This window comes from Paraburkholderia sp. J67, from assembly GCF_905220265.1.
Taxonomy (GTDB): Bacteria; Pseudomonadota; Gammaproteobacteria; order Burkholderiales; family Burkholderiaceae; genus Paraburkholderia.
Genome location: NZ_CAJMZK010000036.1, coordinates 1 through 16160 on the forward strand (window position 1 = coordinate 1; position 16160 = coordinate 16160).

General features: G+C 62.5%; 15 protein-coding genes. 10 read left to right on the forward strand and 5 right to left on the reverse strand.

Annotated elements, in window-relative coordinates; translation table 11 throughout:
* Positions 1–331 precede the first annotated feature (331 nt).
* The gene (locus U5782_RS36875) at positions 332–1273 is read left to right on the forward strand and encodes a LysR family transcriptional regulator (protein WP_322048789.1); all 942 of its coding nucleotides are present in this window, start codon (positions 332–334) and stop codon (positions 1271–1273) included.
* Positions 1274–1312: 39 nt separating this feature from the next.
* On the opposite strand, the gene U5782_RS36880 is transcribed toward U5782_RS36875, so the two are convergent.
* Positions 1313–2125 carry an IclR family transcriptional regulator gene (locus U5782_RS36880; protein ID WP_322048790.1) on the reverse strand — a complete coding sequence of 271 codons (813 nt, stop codon included), beginning with the start codon at positions 2123–2125 and terminating at the stop codon, positions 1313–1315.
* A 123-nt stretch (positions 2126–2248) separates the two neighbouring features.
* Complete coding sequence (locus U5782_RS36885; RefSeq protein ID WP_322048791.1) at positions 2249–2815, reverse strand: VOC family protein; 567 nt, start codon at positions 2813–2815, stop codon at positions 2249–2251.
* Positions 2816–2962: 147 nt separating this feature from the next.
* On the opposite strand from U5782_RS36885, the gene U5782_RS36890 reads away from it, so the two are divergent.
* The 9 genes from U5782_RS36890 to U5782_RS36930 all read left to right on the forward strand — a co-directional run bounded on the left by U5782_RS36890 (position 2963) and on the right by U5782_RS36930 (position 12755).
* The gene (locus U5782_RS36890) at positions 2963–3814 is read left to right on the forward strand and encodes a fumarylacetoacetate hydrolase family protein (protein ID WP_322048792.1); all 852 of its coding nucleotides are present in this window, start codon (positions 2963–2965) and stop codon (positions 3812–3814) included.
* Between the two features lie 56 nt (positions 3815–3870).
* Positions 3871–5394, forward strand: coding sequence for a bifunctional 3-(3-hydroxy-phenyl)propionate/3-hydroxycinnamic acid hydroxylase (locus U5782_RS36895; protein WP_322048793.1), 1524 nt, complete (start codon positions 3871–3873; stop codon positions 5392–5394).
* A 90-nt stretch (positions 5395–5484) separates the two neighbouring features.
* Positions 5485–6810, forward strand: coding sequence for an MFS transporter (locus U5782_RS36900; RefSeq protein ID WP_322048794.1), 1326 nt, complete (start codon positions 5485–5487; stop codon positions 6808–6810).
* 83 nt (positions 6811–6893) lie between these two features.
* On the forward strand, positions 6894–8018 hold the full coding sequence (locus tag U5782_RS36905) for a porin (protein WP_322048795.1): 1125 nt from the start codon (positions 6894–6896) through the stop codon (positions 8016–8018).
* A 183-nt stretch (positions 8019–8201) separates the two neighbouring features.
* A complete protein-coding gene (locus U5782_RS36910) occupies positions 8202–8897 on the forward strand; it encodes a mobilization protein (RefSeq protein WP_322048796.1) in 696 nt (231 codons plus the stop codon).
* A 156-nt stretch (positions 8898–9053) separates the two neighbouring features.
* Positions 9054–9500 (forward strand): GNAT family N-acetyltransferase, encoded by a 447-nt coding sequence (locus U5782_RS36915; protein ID WP_322048797.1) that lies wholly within the window; start codon positions 9054–9056, stop codon positions 9498–9500.
* A 129-nt stretch (positions 9501–9629) separates the two neighbouring features.
* Positions 9630–10658, forward strand: coding sequence for a phosphate ABC transporter substrate-binding protein PstS (gene pstS / locus U5782_RS36920; protein WP_322048798.1), 1029 nt, complete (start codon positions 9630–9632; stop codon positions 10656–10658).
* A gap of 205 nt (positions 10659–10863) precedes the next feature.
* Positions 10864–11154: a hypothetical protein gene (locus U5782_RS36925; protein WP_322048799.1), complete on the forward strand. Its 291-nt coding sequence runs from the start codon at positions 10864–10866 to the stop codon at positions 11152–11154.
* A gap of 314 nt (positions 11155–11468) precedes the next feature.
* A complete protein-coding gene (locus U5782_RS36930; protein WP_322048800.1) occupies positions 11469–12755 on the forward strand; it encodes a lipase family protein in 1287 nt (428 codons plus the stop codon).
* A gap of 13 nt (positions 12756–12768) precedes the next feature.
* On the opposite strand, the gene U5782_RS36935 is transcribed toward U5782_RS36930, so the two are convergent.
* From U5782_RS36935 to U5782_RS36945, 3 genes are read right to left on the reverse strand one after another with little or no spacing between them, the layout of a single operon-like run.
* The gene (locus tag U5782_RS36935) at positions 12769–13986 is read right to left on the reverse strand and encodes a cyclopropane-fatty-acyl-phospholipid synthase family protein (RefSeq protein WP_322048801.1); all 1218 of its coding nucleotides are present in this window, start codon (positions 13984–13986) and stop codon (positions 12769–12771) included.
* A complete protein-coding gene (locus U5782_RS36940) occupies positions 13983–14786 on the reverse strand; it encodes a DUF1365 domain-containing protein (protein ID WP_322048802.1) in 804 nt (267 codons plus the stop codon). Before U5782_RS36940 ends, U5782_RS36935 begins: the two co-directional genes overlap by 4 nt.
* A complete protein-coding gene (locus tag U5782_RS36945) occupies positions 14783–16105 on the reverse strand; it encodes an NAD(P)/FAD-dependent oxidoreductase (protein WP_322048803.1) in 1323 nt (440 codons plus the stop codon). Before U5782_RS36945 ends, U5782_RS36940 begins: the two co-directional genes overlap by 4 nt.
* Positions 16106–16160 lie beyond the last annotated feature (55 nt).

Genomic DNA, 16160 nt, shown 5'->3' on the forward strand with positions numbered 1-16160 from the left:
GAGGCGACGCGCTGCCGCGCCGGTGGCGGGATTGAAGATGGCCTGGGTGCGGTCGCCCGCGCCGCGCTCGGTCTTGCCGCCAATGAAGTGGACTACGTCTGCGGAATCGGTAAAGGCCTGCATGTCATTCCTCGCCAAGTGTGTGCAAGTGGTGGATTCGGGTTCGGTCTTGCTTGAATCGATGACGGCCAGTGTACGAAGCTGACGCGTGCCTGCAAAGACGCTATGACTGAATTGATTGTTTGCCATAGCGAACAATCACCCGTGGAAACCCTGAAAGATGACGAGATGGGGTGCTATCATCGGCGCGACTGGAACGCAGGGAAACGTCATGGATACGCAGAAAGTCGAATCGCTCTGGACCCATCTGCACTGGCTCAACGTGCTCGCTAACCAGGGCAGCTATACCGCGGCCGCCACGCGGCTGGGTGTGAGCAAGGCGGCCATGAGCCAGCGCATCGCGGAGTTGGAGCGCGTGGCGGGCGTGGCGCTGGTGCAGCGCACCACGCGCAGCGTGCGCTTCACGGAGGCCGGGCGGCGGTTGGTGGAGGAAACGCGCGGGGAGTTCGAGCGCATCGCCGCGAGCTTCGCAGGCGTGCGCGAGATGGCCGATGTCGCGCGCGGCACGGTGCGCGTGACGGCGCCGGTCGCGTTCGCGCGCCAGCAATTGGTGCCGCATCTGGCGCAATTCGCGCGCGCGCATCCCGAGGTACGCGTGCAACTGGAGATGTCGGACCGGCTCACGTCCATCGCGAGCGAGGGCTTCGATCTGGCGATCCGCCATAGCGCGCAGGTGCCCGAAACGCATGTGGCGTGGAAGCTCTGCGATACGCGATCCGTGATTGTCGCCACGCGCACTTACCTGAAGCAGCGCGGCACGCCGCAAACGCCCGCCGATCTGGCGCAGCACGATTGCCTGTTTTATCCGCGCTCGCTGGGCTCGGGCGCGTGGTCGTTCGAGAAGGCGGGGCGGCGTGCGGAGAACACGCGCGTGAACGTGACCGTCAATGGACCGTTCTCGGCGAATAACAGCGAGGCGCTGCGCGATGCCGCGCTCGAACATCTGGGCATCGCCTTGCTGCCGGACTTCAGCGCGCAGGCGGCGTTGCAGGCGGGCAAGCTCGTCGTGCTGTTACCCAACTGGCGGCCGGTGGGCGCGTTCGCTTCGCAATTGCATGTGGTGCGCCCTTATGGGGCGCATGTGCCGCGAGCGGTGTCGAGTTTTTCGGAGTTCCTGCGGCAGACCTTCAAGGCGGGGTTTGCGCTGGAATGATGTCGCTGGATGGCACTGACGCCCGAGAGCGCAGCGTCACTACGCCGAGCGTCTTGTTGGCGACACGGTATGCGACAGCGCGGCGGTTGCGGTGCCACGGCTTTCAATCGCCGCGCGCGTGCGTTGCGTAGTTCGCGCCGCGGCTTCCTTCAGCGATTCGACAAGGCGCTCCAGGTTCGCGAACTCCAGGCGTTGAGTCGGGATGATCAACGCAAGAGACCCCACGGCTTCACCGGAGTCGTCGGTGCATAGCGGCGATGCCAGCGCCGACACCCCTTGTTCCAGTTCGTCCCTCGACAGATAGAAGCCTGCCCGGCGGATCTTGAGCAGCGACGCGCGAAATTCTTCGAGCGTTGCGCCAAGGCCGCTTTGCGCGATGTCTTCCGGATACTGTTCGAACAGCGTCGCGAGCTTGGCTTTCGGGAAGGTGGAAAGGATCGCCTTCGGCGCCGCGCCGAGAAACAGGGGCCTCGGCCGGCCCCGGCCATAGCGCAGGTCCAGCGCAGCGTCGTGAGTCTCACGGTGCGTGTCGACCAGCTCGTTGCCGTACCAGCGCGACATCACGACATCGAGGCCGGAATGCTCGCTTAGCTCGTGCATGATCGGCTGGCCGACCGCAAGCAGCGGGTCCGAGGTACGCAGGTGGTAATCCAGCTTGATGATGCGGGGACCGAGACCGTATTCGCCGCCGGTAAAGCGCACGAGCAATCCCGCATCCACGAGTTCACGCACGTAGCGATAAGCCGTCGGCGCCGAACAATCGAGTTCGACCGCAACCTCTTCGGCGGACAGGAACGGCCTCGTCTCCGAAAACAGCTCCAGTATGGATAAAAGCCGGGTGATGCTCGACATGTGGGCGCTGAGCTCCTTCTAGGTGTGCGGATTATGCCACTAGCGTGCCTGCCCGCAGGGCCCAGCCGTGGCCGATTCCTGGCTGACTCCTGGCTGACTCTTGGCCGATCGGGCAGCGTCCCGCTAGAAGAGGCCCATGCGCACGGCCATATCGGCCTGCCAGTCGCTGCGCGGCCTGAATCCCGGCAAGGTGCTCGCGTGCTGCTCGACCGCCGCCATCAGCGCCGCATCGGGCAAGTCGAAATTCACGGGCACGCGCATCGGCTGATCGACGTACCAGGGGGTGTCGATGAAGATCTCCAGCCGGTTGCCCTCGGGGTCGCGCGCATAGATCGAAATGGCATTGCCGTGCGTGACCGGGTTGATCTCTTCCAGACCTTCCGCGACAAAGCGCGCGTAGAACTGCCTGAGCGTTTCAAGGCTGTCCGCTTCGAATGAAATCTGATTGATCGGATTGAACGTCAGGCGCTCGGGCCGGCCGCTCGCCAGCACGATCTGGTGATGCACAGCGGGGTCCCGGCTCAGGAACACCAGCCGCACTTCGCCGTGCGGCGTCGAGAGCGTCCCGCGGTCCGTCACGGTGAACTCCAGCACCCGCGAATAGAAGTCCTCCACCCGCGCCATATCGCTCACGTAGAAGCCCATATGGCTCAGCGACAGGCCGCGCCGCGGCGTCTTCGTACCTTCCATGCTCGTCTCCAGTAGTGATAAACCCTGACAAAAAATACGTTGTCTCCATCGTTAAACATAGCTTATTCTCAAATAACGATAAATGCACGACTTTTGTTAGGTCATTCGCATCGTTCTTTTTCGATCTTTATCTTTCCTGGAGCATTCATGAAACTTGTCAGCTTTTCTACTCATCAAGGCCCGTCGTTCGGCATCGTGCGCGACGACCGCATCGTCGATCTCGGCAAGCGTCTGGATGGCCGCTATGCCGACCTGAAGGCACTGATTGCGGCCGACGCGCTGGCCGAAGCGGCTCAAGCCGCCGAAGGCGCTCAGGGCGATTTCCCGCTGTCGGAAGTCACGCTGCTGCCGGTGATTCCCAATCCCGAGCAGATCTTTTGCGTTGGGCTGAACTACGCGGAGCACGTCAAGGAAACCAATCGCGAGACCACGGAGCAGCCCGTGATCTTCATGCGGCTCCCGGCTTCGCAAGTGGGGCATGGGCAGCCGATGCTGCGCCCGCCCGAGTCGCAGCAGTTCGACTACGAAGGCGAGATCGCGGTGATCATCGGGCGGGGTGGACGACGTATCGCCGAAGCCGACGCGTGGAATCACATCGCCGGCTACGCCTGCTACAACGACGGCTCCGTGCGCGACTGGCAGCGTCACACCAGCCAGTGGGGACCGGGCAAGAACTTTTATCGCACCGGCGCATTCGGGCCGTGGATGGTCACGAGCGATGAAATCGAACCGGACGCGCTCATGACGCTCGTCACGCGCCTGAACGGCCAGGAAGTGCAGCGCGCGACCACGCAGATGCTGATTCACGGCATCGCGAAGCAGATCGCCTATCTGTCTACCTTCACGCCGCTCGCGCCGGGCGACGTCATCGTTACGGGCACGCCGGGCGGCGTTGGCGCCAAGCGTAATCCGCCGCTCTTCATGAAGCCTGGCGACCGCGTCGAGGTGGAGGTCGACCGCATTGGCGTGCTCTCCAATCCGATCGCCGACGAAGCATAAAGACCCTTGCCGGATGCGCGAGCGTGCATCCGGCGCCTCATCAAGCGGATGTAGACATGTCAGATAAAACCCTTTCGACGCCTGCGTGCGACTACGACGTCGCCGTGATCGGACTCGGGCCCACCGGCGCGACGCTGGCGAATCTGCTGGCGATCGAAGGCTTGCGCGTACTGGTGCTGGAGCGCGACAAGGATATCTTCGCGCTGCCCCGCGCGGTGCATTTCGACGGCGAATGCATGCGGGTGTTTCAGAGCATCGGGCTTGCGGAGACATTGCTGCCCAACCTGTTCGTCGGTCCCGGCATGAAATTCGTGAACGCCGCCGGTCAGCTTCTTATCGACTGGACGCGACCCACGGGCGTTGGCCCGCAGGGCTGGTGCGCGAGTTACAAGTTTCATCAACCCGACCTCGAAAACGCATTACGAAATCGCCTGGCACTACAAACCAGCGTGGACGTACGACTGCGTCACGAAGTGTTTGCGCTCGACGAAACGGACGATGGCGTGCGGCTACGCTTCGAAGATACGCGTTGCGGCAAGCTGGGTCAGGCCACGGCGCGCTATGTGGTCGGCTGCGACGGGGCGCGCTCGATTGCGCGTCGGTTCATGGGCACCGAGCTCACGGACCTGAAGTCGCATGAACGCTGGGTCGTGGTCGACGTGCTGCTCGACAAGCCGCGCCCCGACCTCGGTGACTTCTCCATTCAGTATTGCGATCCGGCTCGGCCGACGACCTACACGCGTGGTCCGGCCAATCGCCGCCGTTGGGAAATCATGGTCATGCCGGGCGACGACGGGAGCCAACTCGCGTCCCCCGAATGGCTGTGGGACAAGCTCGCCCGCTGGATCTCGCCCGCCGATGCCAGGCTCGAACGTTCCGCGATTTACACCTTTCATTCGGTCGTAGCGAACGGCTGGCGCCGTGGGCGACTGCTGCTTGCCGGCGATGCCGCGCATCAGACACCGCCGTTCATGGGGCAAGGGATGGCTGCGGGTATCCGCGACGCGTCGAATCTCGCGTGGAAGCTCGGTGCGGTCATTCGCGGTACCGCCCCCGATCGTCTGCTCGATACCTATGAATCGGAGCGTTCGCCTCATGTGCGCGAGTTCATCGAAACTGCGGTGCAACTCGGTGCGGTGATCCAGACGACCAGCCCCGAGGCGGCAAACAACCGCGACAGCGCCATGAGTGCGGCGATCCGCAACTTCGTCACGCCGCAACCGAAGCTCGGCCCAGGCGCGTGTCTCGATCAATCGTCGTCGGCGGTGGTGGGGCAGATCTCGTCGCAGCCGCGTCTGAAGGATGGGCGCTTGATGGACGATGTCGTTGGTTATCGGTTTGCGCTCGTTGCTTCACCCGAGTTGCTCGCGAGTTGCGATGACATCGCAGAACGTGCTGAAAAGGCGGGTGTGCAGATCGTCAGCGATGCGGGCGTGGTGGAGGCGTGGTTGGCGTCGACAGGTGCCGGTGCGGCGTTGATCCGTCCAGATCGCTACGTGTACGGCCTCGCCCACGATGCGGCATCGCTGCACGGTTTGCTCAATCATGCCTTCCCTTCGTTGCAAACGGCGGACGTATAAGCGGCAGGCGCACAAAAAGCGTTGAGCCGCCCCGGCGTCTCGACCCAACATAACGAATAGGCGAAGAAGCCAGTCATCATCGGAGGAGTCATGGAAATATCACACCACGCGGTTGGCACTGCCAACCATTCGTACTCGCCCGGCTTGTCGCGGGCGCAGTGGAAGATGATTCTTATCGCGAGCCTGGGCGGCTCGCTGGAGTTTTACGACTTCATCGTCTACGGTTTCTTCGCCCATTACATCGCGGCCCAGTTTTTTCCGAACCCCTCGTCGTTGATCAGCATGCTGGCGACGTTCTCCGTGCTGGCAATCGGTTATATCGTCCGGCCGCTTGGCGGTATCGTCCTCAGTAGCTGGGGCGATCGCTATGGCCGTCGCCCGGTGTTTCTGGGTTCCATTGTCGTGGTCACCACGGCAACCATCTGTCTGGGCCTGCTGCCCAATTATCAAAGCTGGGGTGCCACGGCTTCGATCCTGCTCATCCTGTTGCGTCTGCTGCAAGGCTTCTGTGTTGGCGGCGAAATGCCGGGCGCGATTACCTATGCGGTCGAGGCTGCGCCGCATCGTGCGGGCCTGGCGGCGGGCATCATTATTTGCGCCGTCAACGTGGGCGTGTTGCTTGCGACCTTCGTCAATCTGGGCATCCAGAGTTGCCTCTCGAGCGCCGACGCGGCGACCTATGGCTGGCGGATCGCGTTCCTCTTCGGCGGATTTTGTGGACTCCTGTCCTACTGGATGCGGCGCAATCTGGACGAATCTCCCGAGTTCAAGGAGATGCAAGGCGCGGTCGTCAAACAGCCATTTCGCGAGACGCTGCGACGTCATGGCAAAGCGGTCGTCGCGGGGGCACTCACGATCGCGGTGATGGCCGGTGTGAACGGCATCCTCTACGGCCATATGCCGGCCTATCTGGTCCAGCAACTGCACTATGCGCCCCGCACGGCAGCCATTGCCCAGAACGCCTATCTGGTTGTCAGTTCCTTCGGTCTGCTCGCTGCCGGCTGGTTGGGCGACAAGATTGCGCGACGATATCTGTTGCGAGCGTCAGCGGCGCTGCTGATCGTGCTCAGCTATCCGTTTTATTGGGCGCTGGCGAATCACACTGTGAATCCGGTTGTTTTATTCGTTCTCGCCGCGTTGGTCTTTTCGTTGGCTAGCGGTACGTGGCCCTCGGTCCTTGCCGATCTGTTTCCTGTGCAGATCCGGTTCAGCGGGATCGCTCTCGCATACAACATTTCGGTGGTCGTTTTCAGCGGCTTTGCACCGTTGCTCGCCACCCTGCTGGTTCGCGAGACGGGTTCGCTGGCCGCGCCCGCTTACTACGTGATGGGCGCGTGCGCGGTCGCATTGCTCGCAAGCTTCGCGTTGCCAGGGGCAAGTCCGCTGCCGCGCCTGGTTCGCCGCGAATCAACGTAGGCACGCACTTCGGAGCGAAGGAGACGCGCGCTTCGATACGAGGCGCGTCAATACCCATGTTGTCCAATATAACGAGAACCAGCATGAAGAAGCAGTGTCTGTTTTTGGTCGGTGCCTTATGTGCCTGCGCTCAGGTATCCGCGCAGAGCAGCGTGACGTTGTACGGCCTGATATCGGATGGATTGACCTGGGCAAACAATGAAGGCGGCGCGCACAGTTATCGCCTTCTCAGTGGCTCGAATCAGAATAACCGTGTGGGATTCAAGATCAACGAGGACCTTGGCGGCGGCACGCAGGCCATCGCTCAACTCGAAAACGGTTTTGACATCAATAACGGCCGGTTCGGGCAGGGCGGTCGCATGTTTGGGCGGCAGGCGTTCGTGGGCCTGTCGGATACACGTTTCGGCACGCTGACCGTGGGCCGCCAGTACGACATGTTCTGGGATTACCTGACCCAGTTCGCGGCGGGCGTCGCGAACACCGGCTTGCTGGCCACGCCCGGCGACGCAGACAATCTGATGGGCAGTTGGCGTTACAACAACTCGATCAAATATCGCTCGGCGAATGTTGGCGGCTTTGACGCCGAAGCGATGTATGCGTTCAGCAATGCAGCGGGCCAGTTTTCGGTGAATCGGGCGTTCAGCGCTGGCGCGCGGTATGTCCACGGCCCGTACCAGATTGCCGTGGCGTACGTGGAGATCGATCAGCCCGGCACTACCAATGCGAACGGCGCGGTCACCGACGACTATGCGGGCGCACCCTTCTTCCTGTTCCGGACAAGCCCGCTCAATGCAAGCGCAGGCGTCAAGCGACAGCGCAACTACGGGATCGGCGGCCGATACGATGTTGGCTACGGCGTTCGCTTGAATGCGGTGATAGACGCGATCCGTTACGCCTATAGCGATGGCACCAGCCTTTCGCTGGATAACTATGATGTGTCCGTTTCTTACACGGCGACACCCGCATTGACCTTCGCGGCGGGCTATATCTACACGAGCGGCAGGTATGGCGGCCTGGACGCGAATCCGCACTGGAACGGTGCGCAGATTAGCGTCGATTACAGTCTTTCGAAACGTACCGACGTCTATCTCTTCGACACGTTTCAACGCAAGTCCGGCCCTCACGCCGTTGCGGATGTCTATCTCTATGCACCATCGACGAGCAGCAATCAAAACGTTGTGGTCGCAGGCATCCGACATCGCTTTTAACCGTGCGGCCTTTGATCGTCCCGTCATAATCCTCTGGCAGCATGTCTGGTTACCTGTTCGGCGCGAACCGGGCACAGGCCAGGCAAAAAAATCGCTTCCACCATTTTTGCCCGGGTAGCCTGTGCGCTGAGCGCGCCGCGCGCGTGCAACGCATATCCACCAGGACAACGAGGAATCGAGCTCATGAGCGTAGTGCACTTTATTGGCGGGGAAAAAGGCGGGGTGGGCAAATCGCTCGTCGCTCGCGTGTTGGCGCAATACTGTATCGACCGCAATCTGCCATTTCTGGGCGTCGACACCGATCGCTCGCACGGCGCGCTGCTGCGCTATTACGCCGATTTCACCGCCCCGGCGACGCTCGACAATCACGATAGTCTCGACCCGGTCATCGAGCATGCGCTTGAAGAGCCCGAGCGCCGTATCCTTGTCGACCTCGCGGCGCAGACCCAGCAGTCGGTCTCGACGTGGTTCGACGACGCCGACGTGCTCGGTATCGCGCAGGAAAACGGTATCGCGCTCACATGGTGGCAGGTCATGGATGCGGGACGCGATTCGGTCGACCTGTTGCGGCAATGGCTCGATCAGTTCGGTGGCAAGCTGCGCCTGGTGATCGTGCTGAACGAAATCCGGGGCGATCGTTTCGAATTGCTGGAAGCCTCGGGCCTGCGTCAGCGCGCGCAGGAGTTGGGTGCGAAATTCGTTTCGCTGCGCCATCTTCCCGACACGACGATGCAGAAAATCGACCAGCAGAACTTGAGCTTCTGGGCTGCGGGACATCATCCGGATCGTGCGAGCACGGGGCTTGGCATGCTCGAGCGGCAACGGGTCAAGGTCTGGCTCAACCGTGTTTATGAGGAACTCGACAAGGTCGCGCCTTGATCGGGTAGTGGGCGGAGCCAGGCGTTGACTGCCGTCTTGCGCGTCATGTCTGGCTCCAGAATCACGGCGCACCGTGGTTCTTTTCGAGGAATGGGGCGTTTTGTATATTCCACCGATTGCGAATGTATCGATCGCCCACTCTTCGACCGCTTATACATGGAAATCAGAAGCTACGAACCAAACGATCTTGCTTCAGTGGCAAAGCTGTTCAACGACTATCGGGAGTTTTACGACCAGCGCCCCGACCATGCGCTGGCGATCCGGTTCATTGAAGAGCGCGTGAAAGCGGGCGACTCGGTCATTCTGGTCGCCGACTCGGGGGGCGGTAATCTGGCGGGGTTCTGCCAGCTTTACCCGTCCTTCTGCTCGGTTGCCGCTGCGCCGATCTATGTCTTGTACGATCTTTTTGTCGCGCCGGAGGAACGCCGGTCGGGCGTCGCGAGACGGTTGTTGCAGGCCGCCGCAGCGCGCGCGAAGACGGATGGAAAAGTTCGCATGGATTTGACCACGGCGAAGACAAACATGACGGCGCAAGCCCTTTATGAATCGCTTGGGTGGACGCGAGACGAGATATTTTTTACCTATAACCTGAATATCGTCTGAACAATAAGCGGCTCCAGAGCCCGCAAACGGCAGATCTCCCCAATGAAAGGCCTGTGCGCCGCGGCGTTCGCAAGGTTGTCATATTGCGTGGCTATCGTGCGTCGCTACAGTCCTCGTGTGGAGCAAAAAATGAAACTGAAAGCCATTCCAGTTCTGATGCTGGCGCTTCTGTCCGCGCCGGTCGTGCATGCCGCCGATATCACTGGCGCCGGCAGCACGTTTGCAGCACCGATCTACACGAAATGGGCGGATGCCTATCAAAAGACGGGCGGCGGCAAGGTGAACTACCAGGGCATCGGCTCGTCGGGCGGGATCAAGCAGATCGTCGCCAAGACGGTTGATTTCGCCGGTTCGGACGCGCCCCTGAAGGACGACGATCTCGCCAAGGAAGGTCTGTTCCAGTTCCCGACCGTGGTCGGCGGCGTGGTGCCGGCAATCAACGTGCCGGGCATCAAGGCCGGTGAAATCGCGCTGTCGGGCCAGGTGCTCGGCGATATTTACCTCGGCAAGATCAAGAAGTGGAACGATCCGGCCATCGTCGCGCTGAATCCGAAGGTCAAGCTGCCGGATCTGGACATCGCCGTGGTGCGCCGCGCCGATGGTTCGGGCACCAGTTTCATCTGGACGAATTACCTCTCGAAGGTCAACGCCGAGTGGAAGAGCAAGGTTGGCGAAGGCTCGACGGTGAGCTGGCCAACGGGTACGGGCGGCAAGGGCAACGACGGCGTCGCCGCTTTCGTGCAGCGTCTGCCGGGCGCAATCGGCTATGTCGAGTGGGCGTACGCCAAGCAGAATCACATGGTCTACACCGCCATGAAGAACGAGTCGGGTGCGGTCGTCCAACCGGGTACGGAAACGTTCAAGGCCGCAGCAGCGGGCGCGGACTGGAAGAAGTCGTTCTACCAGATCCTCACGAACGAGCCGGGCAAGGACGCATGGCCGGTCGTGGGTGCCACCTTCGTGCTGCTGCACACGGCGCAGGACAAGCCGGATCAAGGCAAGGAAACGCTCAAGTTCTTCGACTGGGCTTTCAAGAACGGCACGCCGGCGGCCGACAGCCTCGACTACATTTCGCTGCCGCAATCGGTCGTAAGCGAAATCGAAACCCAGTGGAAGACCAAGGTGAAGGACGCGAGCGGCAAGCCGGTGGCGCCTTAAGTCATCGGTGCGCGCGCCATCCTGTCGTCAACGTTCACCCGCCGCAAGGCGGGTTTTTATTTTGGACATCGCAAGAATCTGTGTTATCCATCGTCGGCGGGGACGAATGGTTTCAAGCGTGTGTCATCGTACAGAAGCGCTTCATGTGCTACTGTGCGTCTAAAGCGCTAGCAGAACGTTTCAGTCGACCACCTGAAGGATGCTCATGGAATTCAACAATGGCGCTGTACTTGAAGCTCTCCGACTTGCATTGCATCGGCAAATTCCGTGGCACAAGCGACCGGCAATTTTTACGCCGCTGCGCGCTCAAGGCCTGATCCAGACGTTCGACCAGAAACCTCCCCCCAGTACGAAATTTCTCCCGTCACTGCGGATTGCAGTCCTGACCGATAAAGGACAGAAGGAAATCCAGCGCATCGAGGCGTCGAAGCATCTTTCCGGATGGCTGGACGACGATTACTTCGCGACGTTTCTTGAAGGCGTTGCGTTTGCCTGACTACGCATCGTTGCGTGCTGTTCAGGCATTGCAGGAACAGAGCGGGTCTCGGCGAGACCTGCTTTTGAACGAGTAGCGTTTTCGCCATCCTTTGGGCCCGACGTCCCACGTCAACCGCGCCCTTTCCTTGTGTCATTCCCCCTTGCTGTACTCTCCAGCTGAGCCCTTGTAGTGCCTCGGGCAGCAATCGGCGGCTTCACCGCAATATAACCAGTTGGCAATGACTTGAAAAAACGTCACTTGTCGCTGAGTTTCTGGACGCTGAAACTGCTCAGCGGTCCTTCTCAATGCACGCACAGCCGTGCGCAATCCCCATGAAAATTCTCGCCCTGGCGACCCGGCATGCCCGCTCGAAATATCTCGCTACGTTGCTCGTCCCGATTGCGATGGTGCTCGCGGGTTGCACCAGCGTAGAAAATCACGCGAATCATTCGACGCCCGTGCATGCTGATCCGAGATTGCCGGACGGCGATGGAGGCCTCCCCGCGTTCTACACATGGAGCAATGCCATACCCGCCGCGCCGGGCCAGCTACTGCGCAGTGAGTCATTGACGCCCTCGCAGAGCCTTGTGAATGCGGGACGCAATATTCGCATCCTGTACTCGTCGACGAATGGCGTCGACAATCACACGCCCGTTGTCGTTTCCGGTGCGCTGTACCTGCCGAAGGGCACGCCGCCAAAAGACGGCTGGCCGCTGATGGCCTGGGCGCATGGAACGGTCGGCACGGCCGATGTGTGCGCACCGTCGTTCGCAGGACGTAGTGCACGCGATACGGCCTATTTGAACTACTGGCTCTCGCAAGGCTATGCGATCGTTGCCACCGATTATCAGGGGCTGGGAACCGCGGGTTTGCATCCCTATGGATTGACCCGCCCGCTTGCCTACGATGTGCTCGACAGCATTCGCGCGGTACAGCGCGGCGACTTTTCGCTGTCGTCCCGGGTGCTGGTTTTCGGGCAATCGCAGGGCGCACGCGCCGGGTTTGCAACGGCGGTCTACGCGAAGCATTACGCGCCCGAGCTCGATATCGTCGGTTTGATCGCAACCGGCTCGCCATATGCCACCGCGAAATTAAAGACGAAGTCCACGGAACACGGATTGACCAGCACGTCCGTCGACCCGACGTTCGCTTATGTGATCCTGCGCTTCGGCACGGCGGCATTGCTCGATGCTTCGTTTTCACCCGGGGACTACTTGAATGCAAAGGCGATGTCGGTGTTCGATCTGAGCCAGCGCGCCTGCCTGCCCGATCTTGAACAAAAGGTGGTGTCCGAAGGCGTCACCGCCAGCGAGAGTTTCAAGCGACCGTGGCCTAAGGCGCTAGTGGATGAGTTTACCCAACAGGCGGCCTATCCAGCGCTCGATTCTTCGATTCCCATCTTCATGGGCACAGGTGGGAAAGACGTCGACGTTTATACAGCGGACCAACTCAAACTTGATGAGGATGCCTGCATGACAGGCGATCGAATCGAATTCCATCTCTATCCGGCGCTCGATCACTCTGGCGCGGTCAATGGATCGCTTCCTGACTCCACGCTGTTTGCCAAACGCGCGTTCCTCGGCGAGCACATCGCTGGCAACTGCACGCGTCATCCGTAGATCGCGCGTGCAATCAATCGCCCGCACATTCGACCACGATATGCATCACGTCGGTGCGGCCTTCATCGAAGGCTGCTTCGCAGTACGCGAAATAGAGCCGCCAGGTGCGAATGAACGCTTCGTCGAAACCCAACGCACGCACCGCGTCGAGCCGTGTCTCGAAGGCCGCGCGCCACAGGCGTAGCGTCTGCGCGTAGTCGTGGCCAAAGGAGAACGTTGCGTGCGCATCGAGTCCGGCACGCCGGGCTGCCGCTGCAAACTGGCCGGGGCTCGGCAGCATGCCGCCCGGAAAAATCGTCTCGCGGATGAAATCGCTCGTCGCGCGATAGTGTTCGAACAGCGCGTCGGCGATCGTGATCGACTGGATCAGCGCGCGTGCGCCCGGCTTGAGACAGCGTGCGAGCGTTGCGAAATAGGCGGGCCAGAATGCCTCGCCCACGGCTTCGAACATCTCGATGGAGACGATGGCGTCGTACTGACCGTTGGCGTCGCGATAGTCGCAGAGATCGACGCTCACGCGAGCGCCCAGCGCCGCCGCCATCACGCGATCGACGGCGAGCGCGTACTGCGCCTGCGAGATCGTGAGCGCACGCACGCGTATGCCCTGACGCGCCGCATACAGCGCGAAGCCGCCCCAGCCGCAGCCGATCTCCAGCACCTCCATGCCGGGCCGCAGCCCGAGCGTGTCGATCACGCGTTGATACTTCGCGGCCTGCGCATCGGCGAGCGGGCGTTGCGGGTCGCCGTCGAAGCAGGCGCTCGAATAGGTCCAGCTGCGGTCGAGCCAGAGCGCGTAGAAAGGGTTGCCCAGGTCGTAGTGCGCGTGGATGTTTTCGCGGCTGCCTTGACGCGTGTTCGCGCGCAGCCGGTGGCGCAGCGCGAACCAGACGCGTGCGAGCGGGCCGCCGTGCAACGTAGCGGCAACGGACGCTTCATTGCGGATCGCGAGGCGCAGCAGCGCAACCAGATCGGGCGAGTCGAGCCATTGCTCGCGCAGCGCCTGCGCAAAGCCGATATCGCCCGCATGCAGGATCGCGCCGCAAGCGCGCCAGTCGTGCAGATGCAGCGTCGCGCCGGGTCCCTCGTGCGGATCGCCGAAGACGTACTGATTGCCGTCGGGCGTCGAGAGCGTGAGATGACCGTGGCGGATACGGCGCAGCAGCGCGAAGAATAGCCGCGTCGACAGCGAGATCGGCCAATGCGAGAGGGCGGGCAGGCGCAACAGGGTCATGGACGGGCCTCGTGGGAGGGAAGCGGCGCGTGCGCGCGGGGCGTCTTGCCGTGAAAGGGCACGCGCTTGAGCCAGAGGCGCAGCGCTTGCCAGTGAATCCGTAGCAGCACGTTCGCCGCGTTGCCGGGCGCGCGCGCCAGCGCCGACCATGCGCGACCCGCCGTAAGCGGCGCGGCGTGCATGGCGAGGGCGGTGCGCAGCAACGGGCCTTCTGCGTCGTGATAGTCGATGCGCACGGCGAGCATCTTGCCGCGCTGAATGACGCGAAACGCGTAGTCGCCTTCGACGCGGCAGAACGGCGAGACGTGAAAGACCTTGCGGCAGACCAGCACCGTTGTCGCGCCGATGGCGGCGTGCTCCGGCGCGCTGAGCAGGTAGCCATGATGCGCGCCGAAGGTATTGCGGACATCGGCATACAGCGCGCGCAGATCGCCCGCGCGGTCATAGCAATACCAGAAGCTGACCGGATTGAACGCGTGGCCGAACAGGCGCGGGATGGTTTGCAGCCAGATCGGGCCATCGGCGGGAATGGCGGCATCGGCCAGACGCGCGCGCATCCACGGTGCGAGCGCGCTGCCGTCGCGCGGGCCGTAGTCGCGCGCGGCGAGCGCGAACGGCCGCCAGCGGTCGACGCCGAACCACCAGGATGCGAGCGTATCGAGCCGGTCGAGATCGCAGCAGACCTGAAAGAGCGGATACGTGAACGCGTGACGCGCGGGCCGCAGTCGCTCGTGGACGACGCGGCCTGTGAGCAGCCAGCCCGCGTGTATGCGATCCGAGGCATCATCGGGCGCGTTCATGGCTGCGCCCATGCCGGCATGACGCCGAAGTCGCGCGCAACGCGCAGCGCCGATTTCAGGCCGTCCTCGTGGAAGCCGTAGCCCGTCCATGCGCCTGCGAACCAGGTGCGGCGGCGGCCTTGTATGGCGGGCAGGCGCTGCTGGGCGTCGATGGCGGCAAGGTCCAGTAGCGGATGCTCGTACTCATAGCGCCCGAGCCGCGTCTGCGGCGCGGGCGCATCTACCGCATTGAGCGTGACGATCACCGGGGTGCGAAACGGCAGCGGCTGCAACTGGCCGATAAGGTAGCTCACGCATACGGGCTGATGGCCGCCGCGCGCGAGCGCGCCTCGGCTCAGATAGTTCCACGCCGACCAGACGCGACGACGGCGCGGCAGCAACGAGGGATCGGTATGCAGCAGCGCGACGTTGCGCTGGTAGCGCACGGCGCCGAGCACGGCGCGTTCGGGCTCGTCGGCATCGGCGAGCAGGGCGAGGCTCGTGGGTGCATGGCTTGCCAGCACCACGGCGTCGAAGCGTTCGGGACCGGCGCGGTCGGTCACGACGGTGACGCCCGCTGGATCGCCCATGTCGCTCGTATCGCGGCGTATGGCGCGCACCGGCGTGGCGAGCCGCACGTCGTCGAGCGACGCCACAAGCCGTGATACGTATTCGCGCGCGCCGCCCGCAACCGTCCGCCACGGCGGCCGGTTGTTCACCTGCAAGAGCGCGTGATTGATGCAAAAGCGCAGGAAGGTGGCGGCGGGAAAGCGCAGCACGTCGTCGGCGGCGCTCGACCAGATGGCGGCGGCCATCGGCAATAGATAGTGGCGCTGGAATGGCGCCCCGTAGCCGCCCGCGAGCAGCAGATCGCCCACGGAAAGGCGCTCGCGGCACGCGGTCTCGTAGTTGCTTTCGGCGGCGGCGTTAAAGCGCAGGATGTCGCGCAGCATGCCGATGAAGCTCGGCGAAAACAGGTTGCGCCGTTGTGCGAAGACGGTGTTCAGGCTCGTGCCCGCCCATTCGAGCGCGCCTTCGTCCACCGAGACCGAAAACGACATATCGCTGCGATGGGTGGCGACGCTTAGTTCGTCGAAGAGGGCGACGAGGTTCGGATAGGTGCGGTCGTTGAAGACCAGAAAGCCGGTATCGACGGGGTGGCGCAGACCGTCGAGTTCGACGTCGACGGTATGGGCGTGGCCGCCCGCATAGCCGGCGGCTTCGAACAGCGTGACACGATGGCGGCGCGCGAGCAGCCAGGCGCTCGCGAGTCCGGCGATGCCCGCGCCGATCACGGCCACGCGCTGGCCGGGTGGCATGACGGCGGTCTCCTCGTGCATGGCGGTGGGCTCCCTGATTTTTACGTTGTCGTCTTGCGAGATTGTTGTGATGCGC